At 45.2% G+C, this 18420-nt stretch carries 22 protein-coding genes; 6 read left to right on the top strand and 16 right to left on the bottom strand.

Annotation, left to right across the window (positions count from 1 at the left end):
• Positions 1–313 precede the first annotated feature (313 nt).
• The 13 genes from FTU46_RS08525 to ubiG all read right to left on the bottom strand — a co-directional run bounded on the left by FTU46_RS08525 (position 314) and on the right by ubiG (position 11427).
• On the bottom strand, positions 314–1120 hold the full coding sequence (locus FTU46_RS08525; protein WP_180011124.1) for an ABC transporter ATP-binding protein: 807 nt from the start codon (positions 1118–1120) through the stop codon (positions 314–316).
• Between the two features lie 25 nt (positions 1121–1145).
• Positions 1146–1961, bottom strand: coding sequence for an aliphatic sulfonate ABC transporter permease SsuC (gene ssuC / locus FTU46_RS08520; RefSeq protein WP_180104741.1), 816 nt, complete (start codon positions 1959–1961; stop codon positions 1146–1148).
• A complete protein-coding gene (ssuD, locus tag FTU46_RS08515) occupies positions 1961–3136 on the bottom strand; it encodes an FMNH2-dependent alkanesulfonate monooxygenase (RefSeq protein WP_180104740.1) in 1176 nt (391 codons plus the stop codon). The genes ssuC and ssuD overlap by 1 nt, the downstream gene beginning before the upstream one ends.
• Positions 3137–3152: 16 nt before the next feature.
• Positions 3153–4085, bottom strand: coding sequence for a sulfonate ABC transporter substrate-binding protein (locus FTU46_RS08510; RefSeq protein WP_257224626.1), 933 nt, complete (start codon positions 4083–4085; stop codon positions 3153–3155).
• An 88-nt stretch (positions 4086–4173) separates the two neighbouring features.
• Entirely contained in the window at positions 4174–5133 is a 960-nt protein-coding gene (locus FTU46_RS08505; RefSeq protein ID WP_180104738.1) for a sulfonate ABC transporter substrate-binding protein, read from the bottom strand.
• A gap of 335 nt (positions 5134–5468) precedes the next feature.
• Positions 5469–6812, bottom strand: coding sequence for an amino-acid N-acetyltransferase (gene argA, locus FTU46_RS08500; RefSeq protein ID WP_180015462.1), 1344 nt, complete (start codon positions 6810–6812; stop codon positions 5469–5471).
• A gap of 132 nt (positions 6813–6944) precedes the next feature.
• Complete coding sequence (locus tag FTU46_RS08495) at positions 6945–7307, bottom strand: RcnB family protein (protein WP_159124174.1); 363 nt, start codon at positions 7305–7307, stop codon at positions 6945–6947.
• 222 nt (positions 7308–7529) lie between these two features.
• Positions 7530–7925, bottom strand: a complete 396-nt coding sequence (locus tag FTU46_RS08490) for an RcnB family protein (RefSeq protein WP_034704024.1) — start codon at positions 7923–7925, stop codon at positions 7530–7532.
• Between the two features lie 306 nt (positions 7926–8231).
• A complete protein-coding gene (locus FTU46_RS08485; RefSeq protein ID WP_004781372.1) occupies positions 8232–8387 on the bottom strand; it encodes a hypothetical protein in 156 nt (51 codons plus the stop codon).
• A 183-nt stretch (positions 8388–8570) separates the two neighbouring features.
• A complete protein-coding gene (locus FTU46_RS08480) occupies positions 8571–8990 on the bottom strand; it encodes a hypothetical protein (protein WP_180002558.1) in 420 nt (139 codons plus the stop codon).
• 226 nt (positions 8991–9216) lie between these two features.
• A complete protein-coding gene (locus FTU46_RS08475) occupies positions 9217–9963 on the bottom strand; it encodes a YciK family oxidoreductase (RefSeq protein ID WP_004781375.1) in 747 nt (248 codons plus the stop codon).
• A 49-nt stretch (positions 9964–10012) separates the two neighbouring features.
• Positions 10013–10702, bottom strand: coding sequence for an HAD family hydrolase (locus FTU46_RS08470; protein WP_180104737.1), 690 nt, complete (start codon positions 10700–10702; stop codon positions 10013–10015).
• Positions 10699–11427: a bifunctional 2-polyprenyl-6-hydroxyphenol methylase/3-demethylubiquinol 3-O-methyltransferase UbiG gene (gene ubiG / locus FTU46_RS08465; protein WP_034704015.1), complete on the bottom strand. Its 729-nt coding sequence runs from the start codon at positions 11425–11427 to the stop codon at positions 10699–10701. The genes FTU46_RS08470 and ubiG overlap by 4 nt, the downstream gene beginning before the upstream one ends.
• Positions 11428–11653: 226 nt before the next feature.
• Between ubiG and FTU46_RS08460 the strand changes: the two genes are divergently transcribed.
• The gene (locus FTU46_RS08460) at positions 11654–12271 is read left to right on the top strand and encodes a thiol:disulfide interchange protein DsbA/DsbL (RefSeq protein ID WP_004781380.1); all 618 of its coding nucleotides are present in this window, start codon (positions 11654–11656) and stop codon (positions 12269–12271) included.
• Positions 12272–12381: 110 nt separating this feature from the next.
• On the opposite strand, the gene FTU46_RS08455 is transcribed toward FTU46_RS08460, so the two are convergent.
• Positions 12382–12999, bottom strand: a complete 618-nt coding sequence (locus FTU46_RS08455; protein ID WP_180104736.1) for a TetR family transcriptional regulator — start codon at positions 12997–12999, stop codon at positions 12382–12384.
• A 194-nt stretch (positions 13000–13193) separates the two neighbouring features.
• Here FTU46_RS08455 and rph point away from each other — a divergent pair, with 194 nt between their 5' ends.
• Together rph and FTU46_RS16710 are read left to right on the top strand one after the other, a co-directional pair.
• Complete coding sequence (gene rph, locus FTU46_RS08450) at positions 13194–13910, top strand: ribonuclease PH (protein WP_004781384.1); 717 nt, start codon at positions 13194–13196, stop codon at positions 13908–13910.
• Between the two features lie 149 nt (positions 13911–14059).
• Positions 14060–14182, top strand: a complete 123-nt coding sequence (locus FTU46_RS16710; protein WP_005232802.1) for a hypothetical protein — start codon at positions 14060–14062, stop codon at positions 14180–14182.
• A gap of 87 nt (positions 14183–14269) precedes the next feature.
• Here the strand turns inward: FTU46_RS16710 and nadC are convergent, their stop codons facing one another.
• Positions 14270–15115: a carboxylating nicotinate-nucleotide diphosphorylase gene (nadC, locus tag FTU46_RS08445; protein WP_034704010.1), complete on the bottom strand. Its 846-nt coding sequence runs from the start codon at positions 15113–15115 to the stop codon at positions 14270–14272.
• A 181-nt stretch (positions 15116–15296) separates the two neighbouring features.
• Here nadC and ampD point away from each other — a divergent pair, with 181 nt between their 5' ends.
• Positions 15297–15869: a 1,6-anhydro-N-acetylmuramyl-L-alanine amidase AmpD gene (gene ampD / locus FTU46_RS08440; protein ID WP_180104735.1), complete on the top strand. Its 573-nt coding sequence runs from the start codon at positions 15297–15299 to the stop codon at positions 15867–15869.
• Positions 15870–15946: 77 nt separating this feature from the next.
• Positions 15947–17497 (top strand): murein biosynthesis integral membrane protein MurJ, encoded by a 1551-nt coding sequence (gene murJ / locus FTU46_RS08435; RefSeq protein ID WP_180104734.1) that lies wholly within the window; start codon positions 15947–15949, stop codon positions 17495–17497.
• 84 nt (positions 17498–17581) lie between these two features.
• Here murJ and FTU46_RS08430 read toward each other — a convergent pair whose 3' ends face one another.
• The gene (locus FTU46_RS08430; protein WP_004647174.1) at positions 17582–17740 is read right to left on the bottom strand and encodes a DUF1328 domain-containing protein; all 159 of its coding nucleotides are present in this window, start codon (positions 17738–17740) and stop codon (positions 17582–17584) included.
• 192 nt (positions 17741–17932) lie between these two features.
• On the opposite strand from FTU46_RS08430, the gene FTU46_RS08425 reads away from it, so the two are divergent.
• On the top strand, positions 17933–18385 hold the full coding sequence (locus tag FTU46_RS08425; protein ID WP_004781392.1) for a YcgN family cysteine cluster protein: 453 nt from the start codon (positions 17933–17935) through the stop codon (positions 18383–18385).
• The last annotated feature ends 35 nt before the right edge of the window (positions 18386–18420 follow it).

The following is an 18420-nucleotide window of genomic DNA, read 5'->3' as shown; positions in this document are numbered from 1 at the left end:
TAATTGTACGTCAAATCATCAGATTTGTGCATCAAGTCAGGTGCTAATTTTATGAATAATGATGATTTATTCTTTAGATTAAAGATATAATTAGTATCGGTTTAAGGCGCAGGAATTAAAAACCAAGCTTTTGAAAAGGTTGATGATTTTTTAAGTACTAATTATTACCTTGAAGCATCATAAAGTTAAAATAAAATTAATGAATGAAGTTGAAATTTTGCCAATTGCTGAATAAATAATCAGTGAGACAGATATTCTCTTGATTCGAAATAAGGAATCCAGAATAAACAGTTATTCCAGATTCCCTCACATTTTAGGTTGCCAGAACGGCATTCAGAACCTGCTGTTCAAGTTCGGCGAATTTCACATTCTTTTGTCGTGGACGTGGAAGATCAACTTTGAACTCTTTGGCAATATGGCCTTTATCCAACAGGATAATCCGGTCTGCCAGTTGTACGGCTTCACTCACGTCGTGGGTGACCAGAATCGCGGTAAAGCCCTGTTCAGTCCATAATTTTTCAATTAGGTTCTGCATATCCAGACGGGTCAGGGCATCCAGCGCACCAAGTGGTTCATCTAGCAATAAAATACGTGGCTTATGTGACAAGGCACGTGCCAGAGCTGTACGCTGACGCTGACCACCAGATAATTGTGAAGGCCAAAGCCCAGCTTTTTCTTTTAAGCCGACTTTCTCCAGCATTTGTGAAGCATTGCCATGCTGATCTTTTGGTAAGCCAAGTTGTACGTTCTGTTCGATGCTGCGCCATGGCAATAGACGCGGATCCTGGAACATCACGCGGATATCATCAGCGGTAATACCTTCACGAATATGACGCGCAGACTTGAATTTAATTTCACCGTAACTCTGTTTTTCAAGATCGGCAATCAGACGGAGCAGGGTACTTTTACCACAGCCACTACGTCCAACAATCGCCAGAAATTCACCCGGCTGAATATGCAGGTCCAGATCTTCCAGTACCTTCACCGAACCATAGAACTTGTGCAGCTGTTCAATAATGATTTCGGCACCCGCAACGGCATTGGGATTGATGTCGGTTGCAGCAGGCTCCTGCACTGCAGTCGGATCATTGGCAAGACGCCCTAAGCTGAGATCAGTCATCACATGCTCCTCAATATTTTTTCAATTATTTTTGATAGCCAGCATGCCAGCGCAGCAGGAATCGTTCTAAGGCCACGGCTAGGACATCTGCCAGTTTACCGAGCAGGGCATACAGTAAAATACCCACCAGTACGACATCAGTTTGCAGGAATTCACGCGCGTTCATGGTCATATAACCGATACCGGACTGGGCAGAAATCGTTTCAGCCACAATCAGCAGTACCCAGACCAGACCAAGTGAAAAACGTAGGCCGACCAGAATTGAAGGCATTGCCCCTGGCAGGATGATTTCTTTATAAAGCTGCCAGCGAGTCAGGCCATAGCTTTTACCCATTTCAATCAGCTGGGGATCGACTGAACGAATCCCATGATAGGTATTGATGTAGATTGGGAAAAACACACCAATCGCGACCAGGAACAGCTTGGCTGATTCATCAATCCCGAACCATAAGATGACTAGGGGAATGAGTGCCAGTGCAGGAATATTGCGGATCATCTGCAAGGTGGTGTCGAGCAGGGTAGAGGCAGTTTTGGATGAACCATTTAACAGACCCAGCAATAGACCCAAACCACCACCTACCAATAATCCGCTGATGGCACGTCCTGCACTGACTTGCACATGCGTCCACAGTTCACCGCTGAGCAATAAATTCCAGAAGGCTAAAACCACGGCACTCGGTGCAGGCAGAATCCGGCTTTCCAGCAAACCGGTACTCGACGCGATTTGCCAGAGTAGAATTAATCCGACAGGAACTAACCAGGGCAGCAAACGCTGCCCAAGCTGTGTTCCACGTGAAACCTTCTTTTCTGCGAGGGTTTCAACTGAAACGACTTTCGACATTAAGCTGGCTCCTTAATACTCTCAGCCTTCTTGTTCTCATCTGGAGTGTAGTTATTTGCCACAATCTCACCGAATGGACCAGTCAGGTTTGGCTGAGCCAGTTTTTGCTGAGTTTCAAGCGGAAGTAATGGGAATACCAGTTCCGCAAAACGGATCGATTCTTCCAGATGTGGGTAGCCTGAGAAAATGAAGGTATCGATACCTAGATCAGCATATTCCTGAATACGTGCTGCGACAGTTTCTGGATCTCCTACAAGCGCTGTACCTGCACCGCCACGTACCAGACCTACACCTGCCCACAGGTTTGGAGACACTTCGAGTTTGCTACGGTCGCCATTGTGCAGCTCAGCCATACGACGTTGGCCGACAGAGTCCATTTGCTTGAATTTCGCTTGTGCAGCAGCAATGGTGGCATCATCCACATACTGGATGAGCTCGTCTGCTGCTCTCCATGCTTCTTCATTGGTTTCACGCACGATCACATGCAGACGGATACCGTAGCTCAGCTTGCGACCTTTCGCTTCCGCTTTGGCACGCACATTTTCAATTTTTTCTTTCACTGCTGCAGGTGGCTCACCCCAAGTCAGGTAAGTGTCAACCTGATCAGTGGCCAGTTCAACGGCTGCATCTGAAGAACCACCGAACCAGAGTGGTGGATATGGTTTTTGAACTGGTGGATAAAGCAGTTTGGCATCATCTACACTGAGACGTTCGCCATGGAAAGTGAAGCTTTCGCCGGTATGTGAACGGGTCAGAATTTCACGCCAGATTGTCGTATATTCAGCTGCAGTCTTGTAGCGTGTTGCATGATCTTCATAAACGCCGTCACCTTTTAGTTCTTGCTCATCACCACCCGTCACCAGGTTCAGCAATACACGGCCACCAGACAGACGGTCAAAGGTTGCAGCCATACGTGCAGTCAGAGCAGGCGTGGTAACACCTGGACGCAGCGCGACGAGGAATTTCAGTTTTTTAGTCGCATCAATCAGGCTGGCTGCGGTTAACCACGGATCTTCACATGAACGGCCAGTCGGGATTAACACGCCTTCATAACCAAGATTATCGACCGCAACCGCAATCTGCTTCATGTAGGCATGATCAACCTGGCGTGCACCTTTGCTGGTACCTAAGTAGCGGCTGTCGCCATGTGTCGGGATAAACCAGAAAATTTTCATGTCTTTGATCCTTAGATTATTTGCCTGCCCAAACGGCTTGCTGAATATTGATAGATTTCGGAATGATCTTGAGTTCGCTAAAACGGTTTGCGAGTTCCTGCTGATCGGCAATCACTTTCTTGGTAAGCGGTGCAGCACCAGACGGATTCGGACGACGCTGGATAAAGGTCTGGCTGACAATCGGTTTTAGACCGGTACTTTGTGCAAAGATGCTTGCAGTTTCAGCCTTATGGCTTTGTACCCATTTATCCGCAACATTGATCTGCTTGATAATGCCTTTTAAGGCTTGTGGATGATTTTTGATTAAATTTTCTGAAGCGAGGTAAAAGGTGTAATTGGGACTTAAGCCCTTACCTGAAGATAAGACTCTGGCTTTATCTTCTACTTGAGCCGCAGCATAGTACGGATCCCAAATCGCCCAGGCATCAATCGCACCTTTCTGAAAAGCTGCACGCGCATCAGCAGGGCTTAGCCAGACCGGTTGGATATCGGTCCATTGCAGACCCGCTTTGCGTACTGCCTGCACCAGTAAATAATGTGAGCTTGAACCGCGGTGTACGCCGACACGTTTACCTTTGAGCTGGCTCAGCTTGGTAATTTTGGAATTATGCTGGACCAGAATGGCAGAAGATAAAGGTTTTGCAGTTTCATAAGCAAAATAGTGCAATGGCTTATTGCCTGCCTGCGCATAGACAGGAGGAGTATCTCCAGTTGCACCTACATCAATAGAACCTACCGCCAATGCTTCTAAAATTTGCGGTCCGCCTGGGAATTCATTCCAGCTGATTTTTGCATTTGGAAATTCCTTTTCAAACAGCTTTTGCTGCTGTGCAATCACCAGGTTTACAGAGGCTTTTTGATAGCCCACACGAAGCTGTTTAACAAAAGGATCCACTGCCCAAGCGGCACTTGAACCCAACATCGCGCAAGCAACTAATGCAGCGTTCATCCCATGACTGGAGGTCTTGAACCATGTGATTGCTTTGTTGTGTAGCTGATGTTGAGTCATGATTAAATCCCCTAAATTGTTCTTTGGTTTACTTCGCGATAATTGCAGATTGAATATTCAGTTTGGCTGGAATCAGTTGCTGGCCATAAAAGGCATCAGCCACCTGTTGTTGTTTTTGCGCCACTTCGGGAGTGAGTGGTTTTACTCCAAAACCCATGCGTGAAATAGACGTTTTCAATACATCAAATGCCAGACCTGTTGGTTTTTCCAGAAGTTTGGCGGCTTCATCCTGATGAGCAGAGACCCACTCAGTGGTCAGATTGAGTTCATTCACGACAGTTTCAATAATCTGTGGGTTGGCTTCAGCAAACTTGCGATCTGCCAGATAGAACTGATGGTTACTGATGATGTTCTCACCCGTTGCGATGACACGGGCACCAATCTGATGTTCTGCTGCAGCGAAGAACGGGTCCCAGATCACCCAGGCATCGACAGCACCGCGTTCAAAAGCGGCACGGGCATCAGAAGGTGGCAGGTAAACCACTTCGATATCACTGAGTTTCAGATTGTTGGCTTCAAGGACTTTAAGTAGTAAGTAATGAACATTTGAGCCTTTATTTAAGGCAACACGTTTGCCTTTCAGATCCTGAACTGACTGGATATTCGAATCTTTTTGTACGATTAGCGCTTCAGCTTTCGGTGCTTCAGGCTGATTGGCCACATAGACCAGATTTGAATTCGCTGCTTGAGCAAAAATCGGTAGCGCTTCACCGGCTTCACCAAAAGATACGCTGCCGACATTCAAGCCTTCAAGCAACTGAGGACCAGCCGGGAATTCAACCCATTTCACATTCACGCCTTGTTCTTTTAATGACGTTTCTAAGGTGCCACGTTCTTTTAAGATCGGCAGTACGCCATATTTCTGGAAACCAATATTCAGGGTCACGGCTTCCTGTTTTTTGCCACAGCCAGAAAGCATCATCACGCCAGCCACCGCAGCACTAAGGACCGCAGTTTTTGTGAATAATTGAATGTGTGATTGGCGCATGAATCAGAACTCCTGAAAATTTAGAAATGTGAAATGAAGAACTTAGGCATACGCTAAAGCTTTTTACTTTTCTAAAAAAATAACTATTCAGGAATTTCTAATGAAGAAAAAAGATAAATAAAAAAGTGCAAAACTTATGCAGGAAAGTGATTTACACATTAATTTAGGAAGAAAGAATTATTTATATAAGGCAATGAAATATAAAATTATTTATTCTAAATAAAGTGGCCAGATATGCTTATTAGAAAATCAGCAATAAGATTTTTATGCTGAATGCAGGTTTTATGAATATCGTTATCTAAAATAAAGATATGAGAGCGCATAAAAAAGTCACTTTAAAGTGACTTTTTACAGACAATTGAATTGCGCTGATAATTATAAAAAGCCTGTCGGGCATCAGGCAAATCATCTACTGATGCCGGTTCAAAACCCTGTTCCAGAAACCAGTGTGCAGTACGGGTCGTTAAAATAAACAGTTGCTGAATACCCAGACTTTTGGCCTTATCTTCCAGATAATGCAGAATCTGGCTACCGCGGTTGGATTGACGGTAACTTGGATCTACTGCAACGCAGGCGATTTCTGCGGAACGCAGTTCATTGCCCGTAGTCGGAATCGGATACAGGGCAGCACAGGCCAGAATCATGCCGTCACGCTCAATTACCGCGAACTGGTCAATTTCATTTTCCAGACGTTCCCGCGAACGGTAAACCAGAATGCCTTCTTCTTCCAAGGGGCGAAGCAAGCGGATCAGGCCACCAACATCCTGAATGTCGGCCATACGCACTTCTTCATAATGCGCATCGGTGATCATGGTGCCGGAACCATCCCGGGTGAACAGTTCTTCCAGCAGGGCGCCGTCATAGGTATATGAAATCAGATGAACACGATTGACGCCATTTCGGGAAGCTTCCTGAGCGGCCTTGAGCTGGAGCCGAATTTCAATATCCTGTTCATCAGAAAGAATATAGTCATCCAGTTGCTGTGGGGTTACTTCCCGTTTTAACTGGCCCTTACTGTCGAGCAGACCATGCTGTCGACCCAAGATAATCAGTTTATCTGCTTTGAGGCGGGTCGCAGTTTTGGTGGCAACTTCCTCAGCTAGAAGGTTAAAAACTTCGCCTGTCGTTGAATAGCCGGTCGGACCGAGAATCACAATATTATGATTGTCCAGATGACGTTGAATCGCATCAGTATCAATCGCCCGAACTTCACCAGTTAACTGAAAATCGACCCCGTCACGGATGCCATAAGGTTTAGCTGTCACAAAATTTCCTGAAACGGCATCAATGCGCGCACCATACATGGGTGAATTGGCCAGCCCCATCGACAATAGCGCCTCAATCTGTAAACGGATCGATCCTACTGCATTCAGTACACAGCTTAAGGATTCACGAGTTGTGACCCGACGCTGCTGGTGGAAGGGGGTCTCGAAGCCACTCGCAGCCAGATTCTGGTTAATTTGCGGACGCGCGCCATGTACCAGAATCAGCCGGATTCCTAAAGAATTGAGCAGGGCAATATCATGAATGATGTGCTGAAAGTTGCCATGCAATACCGCTTCACCATCAAACATGATCACAAAGGTTTTATTGCGATGAGCATTGATATAAGGCGCAGAATGGCGAAACCAGTGCACATATTGCAAGGTGTTGCTCGGTGAGGTTTCTGCTGCAGTCATAGCTGTGCCTATTTCAATATTTAAAGATCTAGCTTTGATTCTAATGAAAAAATACTGAAGTGGAAGTACAGATATAAAAAAACACCTGAAGCGAGCTTCAGGTGTCTGCTAGAAGGGCAGAAAAGAGAATGATTAGTTGATGATTCGAACAATCTTGTCATTACGATCGTTGACTAGTACATAGTCACCATTGATTTTATACCATTGCTGGTTTTTACCTGCTTTCGGCAAACGGCGTGCTTCATAGCCACTGACTTCAAAGCGACGGTTGTCATACTGGTTTGGCAGTTTTTGACCTACACGCCAGTCACGGCTTGGGTTAACCCCACGGTTGTTGTAACGACGGTCATCCCATTTTTTCGCATCTTTATGATTCCAGTGCGGTGCTGGTTTATGCGGTGCATAACGTGGATCATGATGCTGCGGTGCTGCCATTGCAGAAGTAGCAACCAGCGCACTAAGAGATAAGGCAATTGTAGTTAAAACTTTTTTCATGGCTCTCACCTAAAAATCTGTACATGTTTTCGATGAGATTAAATTAGCGAATAAGTAGATAGAAAGCGTGAGGCCAGTTTAGTGGAATTGTTAAATTCATGAAGGAATTTAGGAGATTAGCCACGATTAAAAGGAAAGCTCTAAAATAAGAAAAAGCCTAAAAAGGCTCATCCGAAAAATCAAAAAGCCCAAACGAGGTTGGGCTTTGCATCAGGTTCTAAATCAGTCTCCGATAATCCGGACAATACTGTTATTTTCAGAGTTCACCAGAATGTAGTCATTGTTGACTTTGTACCATTGCTGCTTACGGTCTGGTTTAGGCAGTTTATGGTCCTTATATTCGACCTTGTAGCCATTACTGCGATAATGCTGCGGCATGACATAGCCAGGCTGCCAGCGTAACTGTTGCAGACGTTTAACACCACGTTCTTCACGCATACGACGTTTATCATACTGGTCTTGGTGATCGTCATGGAACTCACGCGATTTCTTGGCCTGATGATGACCCGGACCCCGTTCCATACGCTGTTCATCATTGAAATGAGGGGCAGCGTTTGCAACATTTGCCAGCATGAATGCACTGCAGGACATCGCCAATGCTACCAGAACCTTTTTCATGTTGAACCCTCATTCAATTGTTCATTTTCTACAGTAACTAATGTACGGAAAAATTGCAGAGAAACTGTGAAGAACTGGCTGAAGTTTTATATCAATTACAGAGAAATTATGATTATGCCATGATTTTACATAAGCTTAGGATGCACTTCAGTCAGTTGACCAGTTATGCCTAGCCCCATTGGCATTTCAGCAAAACCGGGATCAAGATGCAAGCGCAATGTCCTGAATTGTGTATCAAAACCGTCTCAAATTAGTGGAAAAATATTCTTTTTAAGCACCAGATCTTGATTCGGTCATTGCAATTTTTCAATTCCACTGTTCCGTTAAACCCTGTAAGGACTGAATGGCTTCAGCCACAGACTCTGCCTCGACTGCATCTTCTAAAGCCAAAATCAGGGCAGTTGATAACTGCAAGTTTTCAATACGACGAATAGTTTCAGTTTTACGTTTTTGGTCTGCCATTAAATTTTCCTTCGCTTTGATTTAACTTGAAAAGCATTATAAAAATTTTATATTAATTTGAGAAACCGAATAATTTTATATTATTGATTCGTTAAAACGATTTATGTCTGTTTTTTAAAGAATTTAAGGATAAAAAAAGAGCATCATCCGTAAATGTGCTCTTTCGGGATCTAATGAACGATCTTAATAGGCATAGTTCAGATCAGTATAGTCACTTAGGGATTTCTGTACATGTGCCTGAATAAAAGTACGCACATCTTCTGCTGTCATTGCTTTGCCCTGATTGCTGATCACATGTTCAATTTCAGGCTGACCTTCGATCTTGATGCGATAGACAAAGTGTTTCGCTACCTGATAACGATCGCCCAGCTTTTCGATACCCGTCACATAATGATAGGAATGTTCAAAATTCAGATCGGTATGGGAAAAGACAAACTGGTCAAACAGTTTCAGTTTTTGACCATTTTCGAGTGCCTGAATGTCATCGACAATGCTGGCATCAAACTTCATGCCGTATTTTTCAGAGATCGGCTGCTGATCGACCAGCAGAGAGACCATGCCATCTTCCAAAGTCGTCACGGTGATGTTGTTTAAGTCAGTCATGTTGCACTCAAATAAAAATCTGTTGGCGCTAGTATAGGGGAATTTGCAGCGAACTGAATAAAGACAGTATTGTAGAAATAAGAAAGGTCTGGCTGATTCAGTCTGAAATCTGGATGAATTGGGCAGAAGAATAAGCCAACTTTCAAATGGGTCTTATCTTTATAGAGTTTAAAAAAAACAAAAAGCCAATGCGGACATTGGCTTTTAAATAGGTGTCAATTAAAGATTAGTCCTGCGCATCAATACTTTGACCGTTCATATGCAAGCTATCTTCACCCATCAGGTACAGATAGGCTGGCATGATGGAATCCGGTGTCGGTAAGGTTTTCGGATCTTCATTCGGATAAGCCTTGGCACGCATTGCCGTACGTGTAGCGCCTGGATTGATACAGTTAAAACGGATATTCGAATTGACCCGTTCTTTGGCAAATAACTGGCTCACTGCTTCAATGGCAATTTTTGAAACTGAATAAGCGCCCCAGCATTCCCGGGCTTCACGACCTACGCCGGAACTGGCAAAGACCACAGAAGCATGTTTGGATTTTTCCAGCAGGGGTAACAGGGCTTGGGTAATCACAAAAGGCGCACGAAGGTTAACCGCCATGACATCATCCCAGACATTAACCGGATAATCTGCCAGTGGCACTCGCTCGCCTAAAATACCGGCATTATGCAAAATCCCGTCCAGACGGCCAAACTGACGATCGAGCGTGTCGAGCAATAATTCATAATCACGTTCAGAGGCGCTAGATAACTGCAATGGGAGAATGGCAGGTTGCGGCGCACCTAAGCTTTCAATCTCGTCATAAATGACTTCAAGCTTGTTTAAGGTACGCCCGTGCAGAACTACAGTTGCCCCATGCAGGGCATAGCTGATTGCTGCTGCACGACCAATGCCATCGCCCGCACCCGTGATCAGGATGATACGATCTTTTAACAGATCGGGGCGAGGTTGATATTCTGAATACTTCATTATCTACCTCCTCATTATTATTGTTAAGTGTCTTCAGTAGTTTCAGGAATCAAGACAGGACACTTGGCTCGCTCAAGACCAGTTTTTGAATGTGCTGGTGTAACTCGTTCACTGTATTCACTATATAGTCGGCTTGCCAGGCTGTTAAGTCATCTTTGTATTGCAGTGGTAAATAACCGTATGCTGCCAGTATGGTATACATTTTGGCATTGCGGCCAGCATCAATATCCCGTGGATGGTCACCGACATAGATACAGTCTTCTCCAGCCAGCTGTAACTGCTGGGCAGCCAGATACATTGGCTCCGGATCTGGCTTGGTTCGAGTTACATCTTCCGGACAGACCAGTACGGCACAGCGCTCGGTCAGGTTTAAAGCTTTGAGTAAAGCTTCGCTCAACCAGCGCGGTTTATTGGTCACAATTCCCCAAGGGATATCATTTTCCTCTAATTCTTTAAGTAGAGGATACATTCCGCTGAACAGGTCTGTATCCACAGCAATATCTGCACCATACATATCCAGAAAACGCTGGCGATGATCCAAGAAAACCGGGTCTTCCAGTTGCAGTTCCGGATAGACCAATTTGACCATAGCACGTGCACCTTCTGAAACCTGGGTACGGATCAGATCAGCTTCCACCACGTCACGGCCGGCTTCACGGCACATATGCTGGATAATCCGGATAAAGTCAGCTGCGGTATCAATTAAAGTACCATCGAGGTCGAATAGAACCGCCTTCATTGGGCAGCCTCTTGCGCACTTTCTTTAACGGTATACACCATATAGTTCACGTCAACATTCGGTGCCAGCCAGTAACGCTTGGTCAGCGGGTTATAATGCAGGCCAGTCATATCTTTCAGTTTTAAACCGGCATTACGGATGTCGTGCGCCAACTCAGAAGGCTTGATGAATTTGCTGTAATCATGTGTACCTTTGGCCAGCATACGCAGGATATATTCTGCACCAATGATCGCGAACAGATAAGATTTTGGATTACGGTTAATGGTCGAGAAGAAGACATGACCACCCGGTTTGGCCAGTTTATAACAGGCCTGAATAATAGAGGCTGGATCAGGTACATGTTCCAGCATTTCCATACAGGTAACCACATCGTATTGACCGGCTTGCTCTTCTGCCAGCTGTTCTACCGGAATCTGACGGTATTCAATATTGCTAACATCTTCCTGCTCAGCATGGATGCGTGCCACATTCAGTGGCGCTTCGCCCATATCAATGCCCAGCACCTGAGCGCCACGGCGCGCCATGCTTTCTGACAGGATGCCCCCGCCACAGCCCACATCCAGCACTTTCTTGCCGCTCAAGCCACCAGCATGTTCATCAATCCAGTTGAGACGTAGCGGATTGATCATATGCAATGGGCGGAACTCGGAATGCTGATCCCACCATATAGCTGCAAATGCTTCAAACTTGGCAATTTCTTGTGGATCAACATTCAATTGCGACATCGGTGTCACCTCAATCAGTCGTGATTATTTAAAATTTAAGTTCGCCCAGAGGCGGTATAAACAGATTTAACTTCTTGTAAATCAGTACACTTGTTTAGTGTAGCGATTCTGGAAAAAAAAGCGATAAAAGCTGTAAAAAAGTTCACAGAATAAAAACGAAACCGGCATAATTACTTTATAGTGAAGCCATAAATTAGACATAATGATTTAGAGGACGATAATCCCAATGAAAAAATTTATTTTAGGCACTGTAGCCGCATCTGTTTTGGCATTTTCTGGCAGTGCAATGGCCGCCAACTTTGTAGCAGGTCAAGACTATCAAGTCTTGGCGAATCCAGTAAAAGTTGAAAAGCCGGGGAAAATTGAAGTCCGTGAATTCTTCTGGTATGGCTGTGGTCACTGCTATTCACTTGAACCACACATGCAGAGCTGGTTAAAAAAATTGCCTAAAGATGTACGTTTCGTGCGTACCCCAGCCGCGATGAATCCGCTATGGGAACAGGCAGCACGCGCATACTATGTGTCTGAAGCTCTAGGTGTTCGTCAAAAAGCACATTTGCAGCTATTCCATGATATTCATGCGAAGAAACAGCCAATTCTGGAACAGGCTCAATTAGCCAAGTTCTATACCCGTTATGGTATTTCTGAAGCGAAATTTAATACCACTTATAAATCATTCCCGATTTCTTCAAAAATCGCACAGGCCAAAAATCTGGCTGCGACTTATCAGTTGAGCGGTGTACCAGCGGTAACCGTAAATGGTAAGTATGTGGTTCAGGGCGATGATGCCAAAGTGGTTCAAGTGGTAAATTATCTGGTTGAAAAAGAGCGTAAAGCTAAATAACACCAGATCTGCATGAATCTAAAAACCCGCTGCTATATGCGGGTTTTTTATGTCAGGATAAAATTGAATTGTAAAATAGATTTCACTCAGATGAGATCTCAGGCTTGAGATCAAATTCCACGAAATAACAGTTCTAACTGCTTTAGGCTTTGCGCTTTGAAGTCATTTATCTGAGTTTGTCGCAGTTCAGGATCAGGCTGTGCCTGAAGCTGAATCCAGCCCATAGCCCAGTTTAATGCGAGAGGAACCAGAATCTGTGCCAGTGCGGTTAATTCGGCTGGATAAGGAGATTGCTGGGCGGCTGGAATCTGTTCCAGAGTATGCCGCAAGTCTTGGGTCAGATAATGAATTTCCCGCTCAATCCCTTGTCTGAGAATGTTGGAACCGCCCCAACGTTCGGCACTGACAAATGTCCAGGCTTCGGGGTGGGCATCGACTGCCTGAAAAAACAGTTCGATTTTGGCTGAAAGCTCATCCAGAGAAAAATCTGCAGGTCCCAACTGACTCAGCACACCTTTGAGATGAATTGACACCTGATCCAGAAGTTCCAGCCCCAACTGATCCATATTCTGAAAGTGTCGATAAAACGCAGCAGGCACCAGCCCGACTTCATGAGTGATTTCGCGCAGGCTGATGCTGCTAAAGGCATGGCCACGGCTGCTCAATGCCAAGGTAGCATCGAGGAGGGCCTGGCGGCTTTGGTGCTTGCGTTCTTCACGTAAAGACATAGGGATCTTCCTTCGGCAGATTTGCAGTTTAGCAAAAAACATCTGTCCATCGCAGTAGCGCAGATGGACTGAAAAATCTATACAAGCAAAGCGTGTCCAGTGATTTTGTAAATGATCTGTCCTCTGTTCCAATCTTGGCGGAGGCTTCTGTTATACTGAGCCGCAATTATTTTTAGTCAACAGCAGGACCTATTATGCGTATCGACCAACGAGCATTAGATCAATTACGTGAAGTGAAAATTACCCGTAACTATACACGTTATGCGGAAGGTTCCGTATTGGTTGAATTTGGTCATACCAAAGTGCTGTGTACTGCCAGTGTGGACAGCTCTGTACCACGTTTCCTGAAAGGTCAGGGTCAAGGCTGGGTAACAGCAGAATACGGCATGCTGCCACGTTCAACACATACCCGTAGTGATCGTGAAGCTGCTCGCGGCAAACAAAGTGGCCGTACTCAGGAAATCCAGCGTCTGATCGGTCGTAGCCTACGTTCAATGGTCGACCTGAAAAAACTTGGTGAAAATACCATTACCATTGACTGTGACGTGATCCAGGCAGATGGTGGTACCCGTACTGCATCAATTACGGGTGCAGCCGTAGCATTGATTGATGCCATGAACGTATTGCTTGAGAAAAAGAAAATTAAACAGGACCCACTTAAAGGTCTGGTAGCAGCCATTTCTGTAGGTATTTTTAAAGATGAAGTCTTGCTGGATCTTTGCTATGAAGAAGATTCAAACTGTCAGACTGACTTGAATGTCGTGATGACTCAGGCAGGTGAATTTATTGAAATCCAAGGTACTGCTGAAGATAAGCCATTTACCCGTGAGCAATGCAATGACATGCTGGCCATGGCTGAAAAAGGGATTCAGGAACTGATCAAGAAACAGCAAGAAGCTTTGGGCTGGTAAGCTTTTCAAGTTGTAAAAAACGCATCTTCGGATGCGTTTTTTATTGTACCTACACATTGCCTGACAAAAAATGAACAGGATCTGTCTACTGTGTAACCTCTGTTTTAAGCGATGATCTTTTAACCAAATCTCATTCAGAGGGGTATAACATGAAAATATGGTTAATGGCATTTTCAGTATTTGCTGTGCTGGGTTTAACTGCCTGCGATTCGAATTCTCGTGATGAAAACCGCGATGGTGCAAATATGGAACGAGGAAGTGATACCAATTAACAGAGTAGAGGCCATTCAACCTCTATGATTTATATCCTTGAGAATAAGAAAAAGGGTGCTATGGCACCCTTTTTTAATAATAAGACTTTAACCATTAAAACGCATCGACAGGTCAATGGCTTTGACATCTTTGGTTAGTACGCCCATCGAAATATAATCTACGCCTGTACTCGCCACTTCACGTAAGTTATCAATGGTGATATTGCCTGAGGCTTCCAGTTTACAGCGACCAGCCACATGTTTGACCGCATCAATCATTTGCTGCTGACTGAAATTATCCAGCATCACGATATCAGCCTCGGCTTCTAGGGCCTGATTCAGTTCATCCCAGGTTTCAACTTCCACTTCAACTGGTTTACCCGGTGCAATCTGGTGGGCCATGGCAATCGCCTGGCGAATGCCGCCGGCTGCCATAATATGATTTTCTTTAATCAAAAAGGCATCGAATAGGCCCAGACGGTGATTCTGACCACCACCGACAGCAACAGCATATTTTTGGGCAATACGTAAGCCTGGCAGCGTTTTACGGGTATCTAAGAGCTTGGTATGCAGACCGTCCAACTCTTTGACATAGGTTGCTGTTTTGGTCGCAACTGCAGACAGCGTCTGTACAAAGTTCAGGGCAGGGCGTTCTACAGTCAGTAGGCTACGTGCAGAACCGGCCAGTTTTAGAAAAGCTTCATTGGCAGCGACATGATCGCCGTCATTTTTTAGCCAGATCACTTCTACACTCGGATCATAGGCCTGAATCAGGGCATTGACCCAAGGCTGACCAGCAAGAACCATTGCTTCACGGCTAATAATCGTGGCAGTCGCCTGTTCATCTTCAGGAGTCAGCAGGGCAGTAATGTCACCATCGCCAATATCTTCGGAGAGTGCCTGTTGAATATTGATCTGAATCGACTGTTCTAGCAAAGCCTGAGATATGCTCATGAGTATTTCCGTATCTTTTTTAGCCGTGAAAAATTGTGCGTTATCTTAACACCGTTACATTAAAATGAGCGATTTTTCATACAGCCTGCCGGGATGAATTGAGATTTGCCTATGAAAGTTTTAGCATTAAGCCGGCTGCAATCCTGATATTGCAGATTTTATTTTTGTACAGGACAGTTTTATGCAACAGGCAGCTGAGTTTCAAATCCGGGACGGGCAATTGCTCGGGGCGCGCCAGATCCCTTCTCCAAATTTTAATCAGCGGCCTGAACATACCGACATCCAGTTACTGGTGATCCATAACATCAGTCTGCCGCCGTCACAGTTTGGTGGTGGCTATATTGAACAGTTTTTTCAGAATCAGCTGGACTGGTCAGTGCATCCGTATTTTCGGACTATTGAAGGCATGCAGGTGTCGGCGCATCTGCTGATTTTGCGTTCTGGTGAAGTGCTGCAGTTTGTGAATTTCAATGACCGAGCCTGGCATGCAGGTCGTTCTAACTATCTGGCCAAAAGAGAATGTAATGATTATTCCATCGGGATTGAACTGGAAGGCAGTGATGACCTGCCGTTTGAACAGGCACAATATGATGCCTTGGTCAAAGTCACCGCCTGTTTACAAGACTATTATCCAAAAATGCAACAGCATATTGCCGGACATTCGGACATTGCACCGGGACGTAAAACCGATCCGGGACCATATTTTGACTGGTGTGCTTTTCGTGCCCAGTTACAACATTATAAGAACCCATGACCCTTCAGGAAGTCATGTGATTAAGCAATGAACTTCTTTTGCAAGTTTCATTACAATAGGCCCAAATTAATTATTAGGTGAATAGGATGGCGCTTTGGCGTTCGACCGTAATTGTCAGTGCGATGACCATGTTGTCGCGGGTTCTGGGATTGGTCCGGGATGTGGTTTTACTGAATGTATTCGGTGCCGGTAAAGATTTCGATACCTTCGTGGTGGCATTTCGTATTCCAAACTTTTTCAGACGGCTGTTTGCAGAAGGGGCATTCTCCCAAGCCTTTATTCCGGTACTGACTGAATATAAGACCAGTCGCACCCATGTAGAAGTGCAGATCCTGATCAGCCGGGTCTTTGGCTGTCTGGCCACTTTCATGACCACCCTGACCATGATTGCCATCATTGCCGCACCGGTGATCATGTATATCTATGCACCAGGGTTTCATGGCGATGAAGCAAAGTTTGCGCTGGCCACAGACATGTTCCGCCTGACCATTCCCTACCTGCTATTTATGTCACTGACGGCTTTTGCCAGCAGTATTCTGAACAGTTATGGCTCTTTTAGTACGCCAGCCTTTGCTCCGGTTTTATTGAATATTGCCATGATTGCCGGTGCGCTCTGGCTCACTCCTTTTATGGCAGAGCCGATTATGGCGCTAGGCTGGGCCGTCGTCATTGCCGGGATTTTGCAGCTGGCAATCCAGATTCCAGAGTTATGGCGTAAAAACCTGCTGATTCCACCGAAAGTGGACTTCAAGCATGAAGGGGTGGATCGCATCATGAAACTGATGCTACCCGCTTTATTTGGTGTATCCGTCACCCAGATCAACCTGTTACTGAATACGGTTTGGGCCTCTTTCATGCAGGACGGTTCAGTGTCGTGGCTGTATAGTGCTGAACGGATGACCGAGTTACCATTGGGTCTGATTGGCGTGGCAATTGGTACCGTGATTCTGCCGTCCTTATCCACACAGCATACAGAAAAGAATCCGGAAAAATTCCGCGACATGATGGATTGGGCAGCGAAAGTCATTGTGCTGGTGGGTCTACCAGCCAGTATTGCCTTGTTCATGCTGTCAACACCGATTATTCAGGCATTGTTTGAACGTGGACAGTTTACCTTTGAAGATACCCAGATGACGGCGCTGGCATTGCAATGTATGAGTGGCGGTGTGATTGCTTTTATGCTGATTAAAGTCTTTGCTCCCGGCTTCTATGCCCAGCAGGATACTCGTACACCGGTACGCGTCGGTTTAATGGCGGTAGCAGCCAATGCGATTCTGAACGTGATCTTTATTGGTTTCTTTAAGCTGATTCATTGGGAAGCGGAGCATATGGCACTGGCACTGGCTTCGACCGGTTCAGCCATGGTCAATGCAGGTCTGCTGTATTTCTATCTGCATCAACGCAATATTTTCCGTTTTGGCGCACACTGGAAAAAAATCTTTATGCAATTCATGTTTGCCAATGTGGTGATGATTGCAGCCTTGGCCTATGCACTGAGCTGGTACAATGGTGATGTATCACAGTGGATGCGTGTACTGGAAGTGCTGATTTTATGTGTGGTAGGAGTCGTGGCGTATTTGGCCGCATTGGTCGCTGCTGGTTTCAGACCACGCCATATCAAACCGTAATTCATTTTGGGCGCATAAAAAAACAAGAGCCAAATGGCTCTTGTTTTTTCTGTAGGAAACTTTTCCTTAAGCAGAACTCAGTCGCTAGACCTTGCCGCGAGAAAGGAAACCAACAATGGCAAGAATAACGGCAATCACCAATAAGATAATTGCGAAATCCTTAGATAAGCCTGCTACTCCACCGAAACCAAGTAGACTGGCAATCAAGGCAATCACAGCAAAAATAATAGCCCAGCGAAACATATCAATTCTCCATGTGTTTTTATTCTCAAATCCAGTATAGGAATATTCGATTTTGGGCACTGTTAGTGTTTTGTTGATGTACTGTCTCTGATTTAACAATAGTTTACGTGATATTAATAAGATTCATGTCCCTACATTTCCTTTGTTGAGACTTGGTATAATAAGCTGATTTTTACCATAGCCGTTTTGATTATGTCTGATGCCTTACGTCCATACTTCTGGAAAAAATATAGTCTCACTGAGCTGACGCCAGAAGAATGGGAAGCGCTTTGTGACGGTTGTGGGCTTTGCTGCCTGATCAAGCTGGAAGATGAAGACACCCACGAAGTCGCCTATACCAAAGTGGCTTGCAAATTACTGGACTGCAAAACTGCCCGCTGTTCGGATTATCCGAACCGGCTGCAATATGTGCCGGATTGTATCCAGCTGACACCTGAGAAACTGGACACTATTCACTGGTTACCCTCAAGCTGTGCTTATCGCCGAGTTGCTGAAGGGAAAAGCCTGCCATCCTGGCATTATCTAAAGACGGGTTCACGACAAAGCGTGATTCAGGCCAAAAAATCCGCTGCTGGTCGCTGCTTAAGTGAAGTCGATATTGATGAAGATGAAATTGATGAATATATCGTGCGCTGGGTGCGCTAATGATTAGCGCAATCCAACCCCGTCAAATGATTAAA

Source organism: Acinetobacter sp. YH12108, from assembly GCF_013419055.1.
Classification (GTDB): Bacteria; Pseudomonadota; Gammaproteobacteria; order Pseudomonadales; family Moraxellaceae; genus Acinetobacter.
This window is presented reverse-complemented; position numbering and strand designations above follow the sequence as displayed.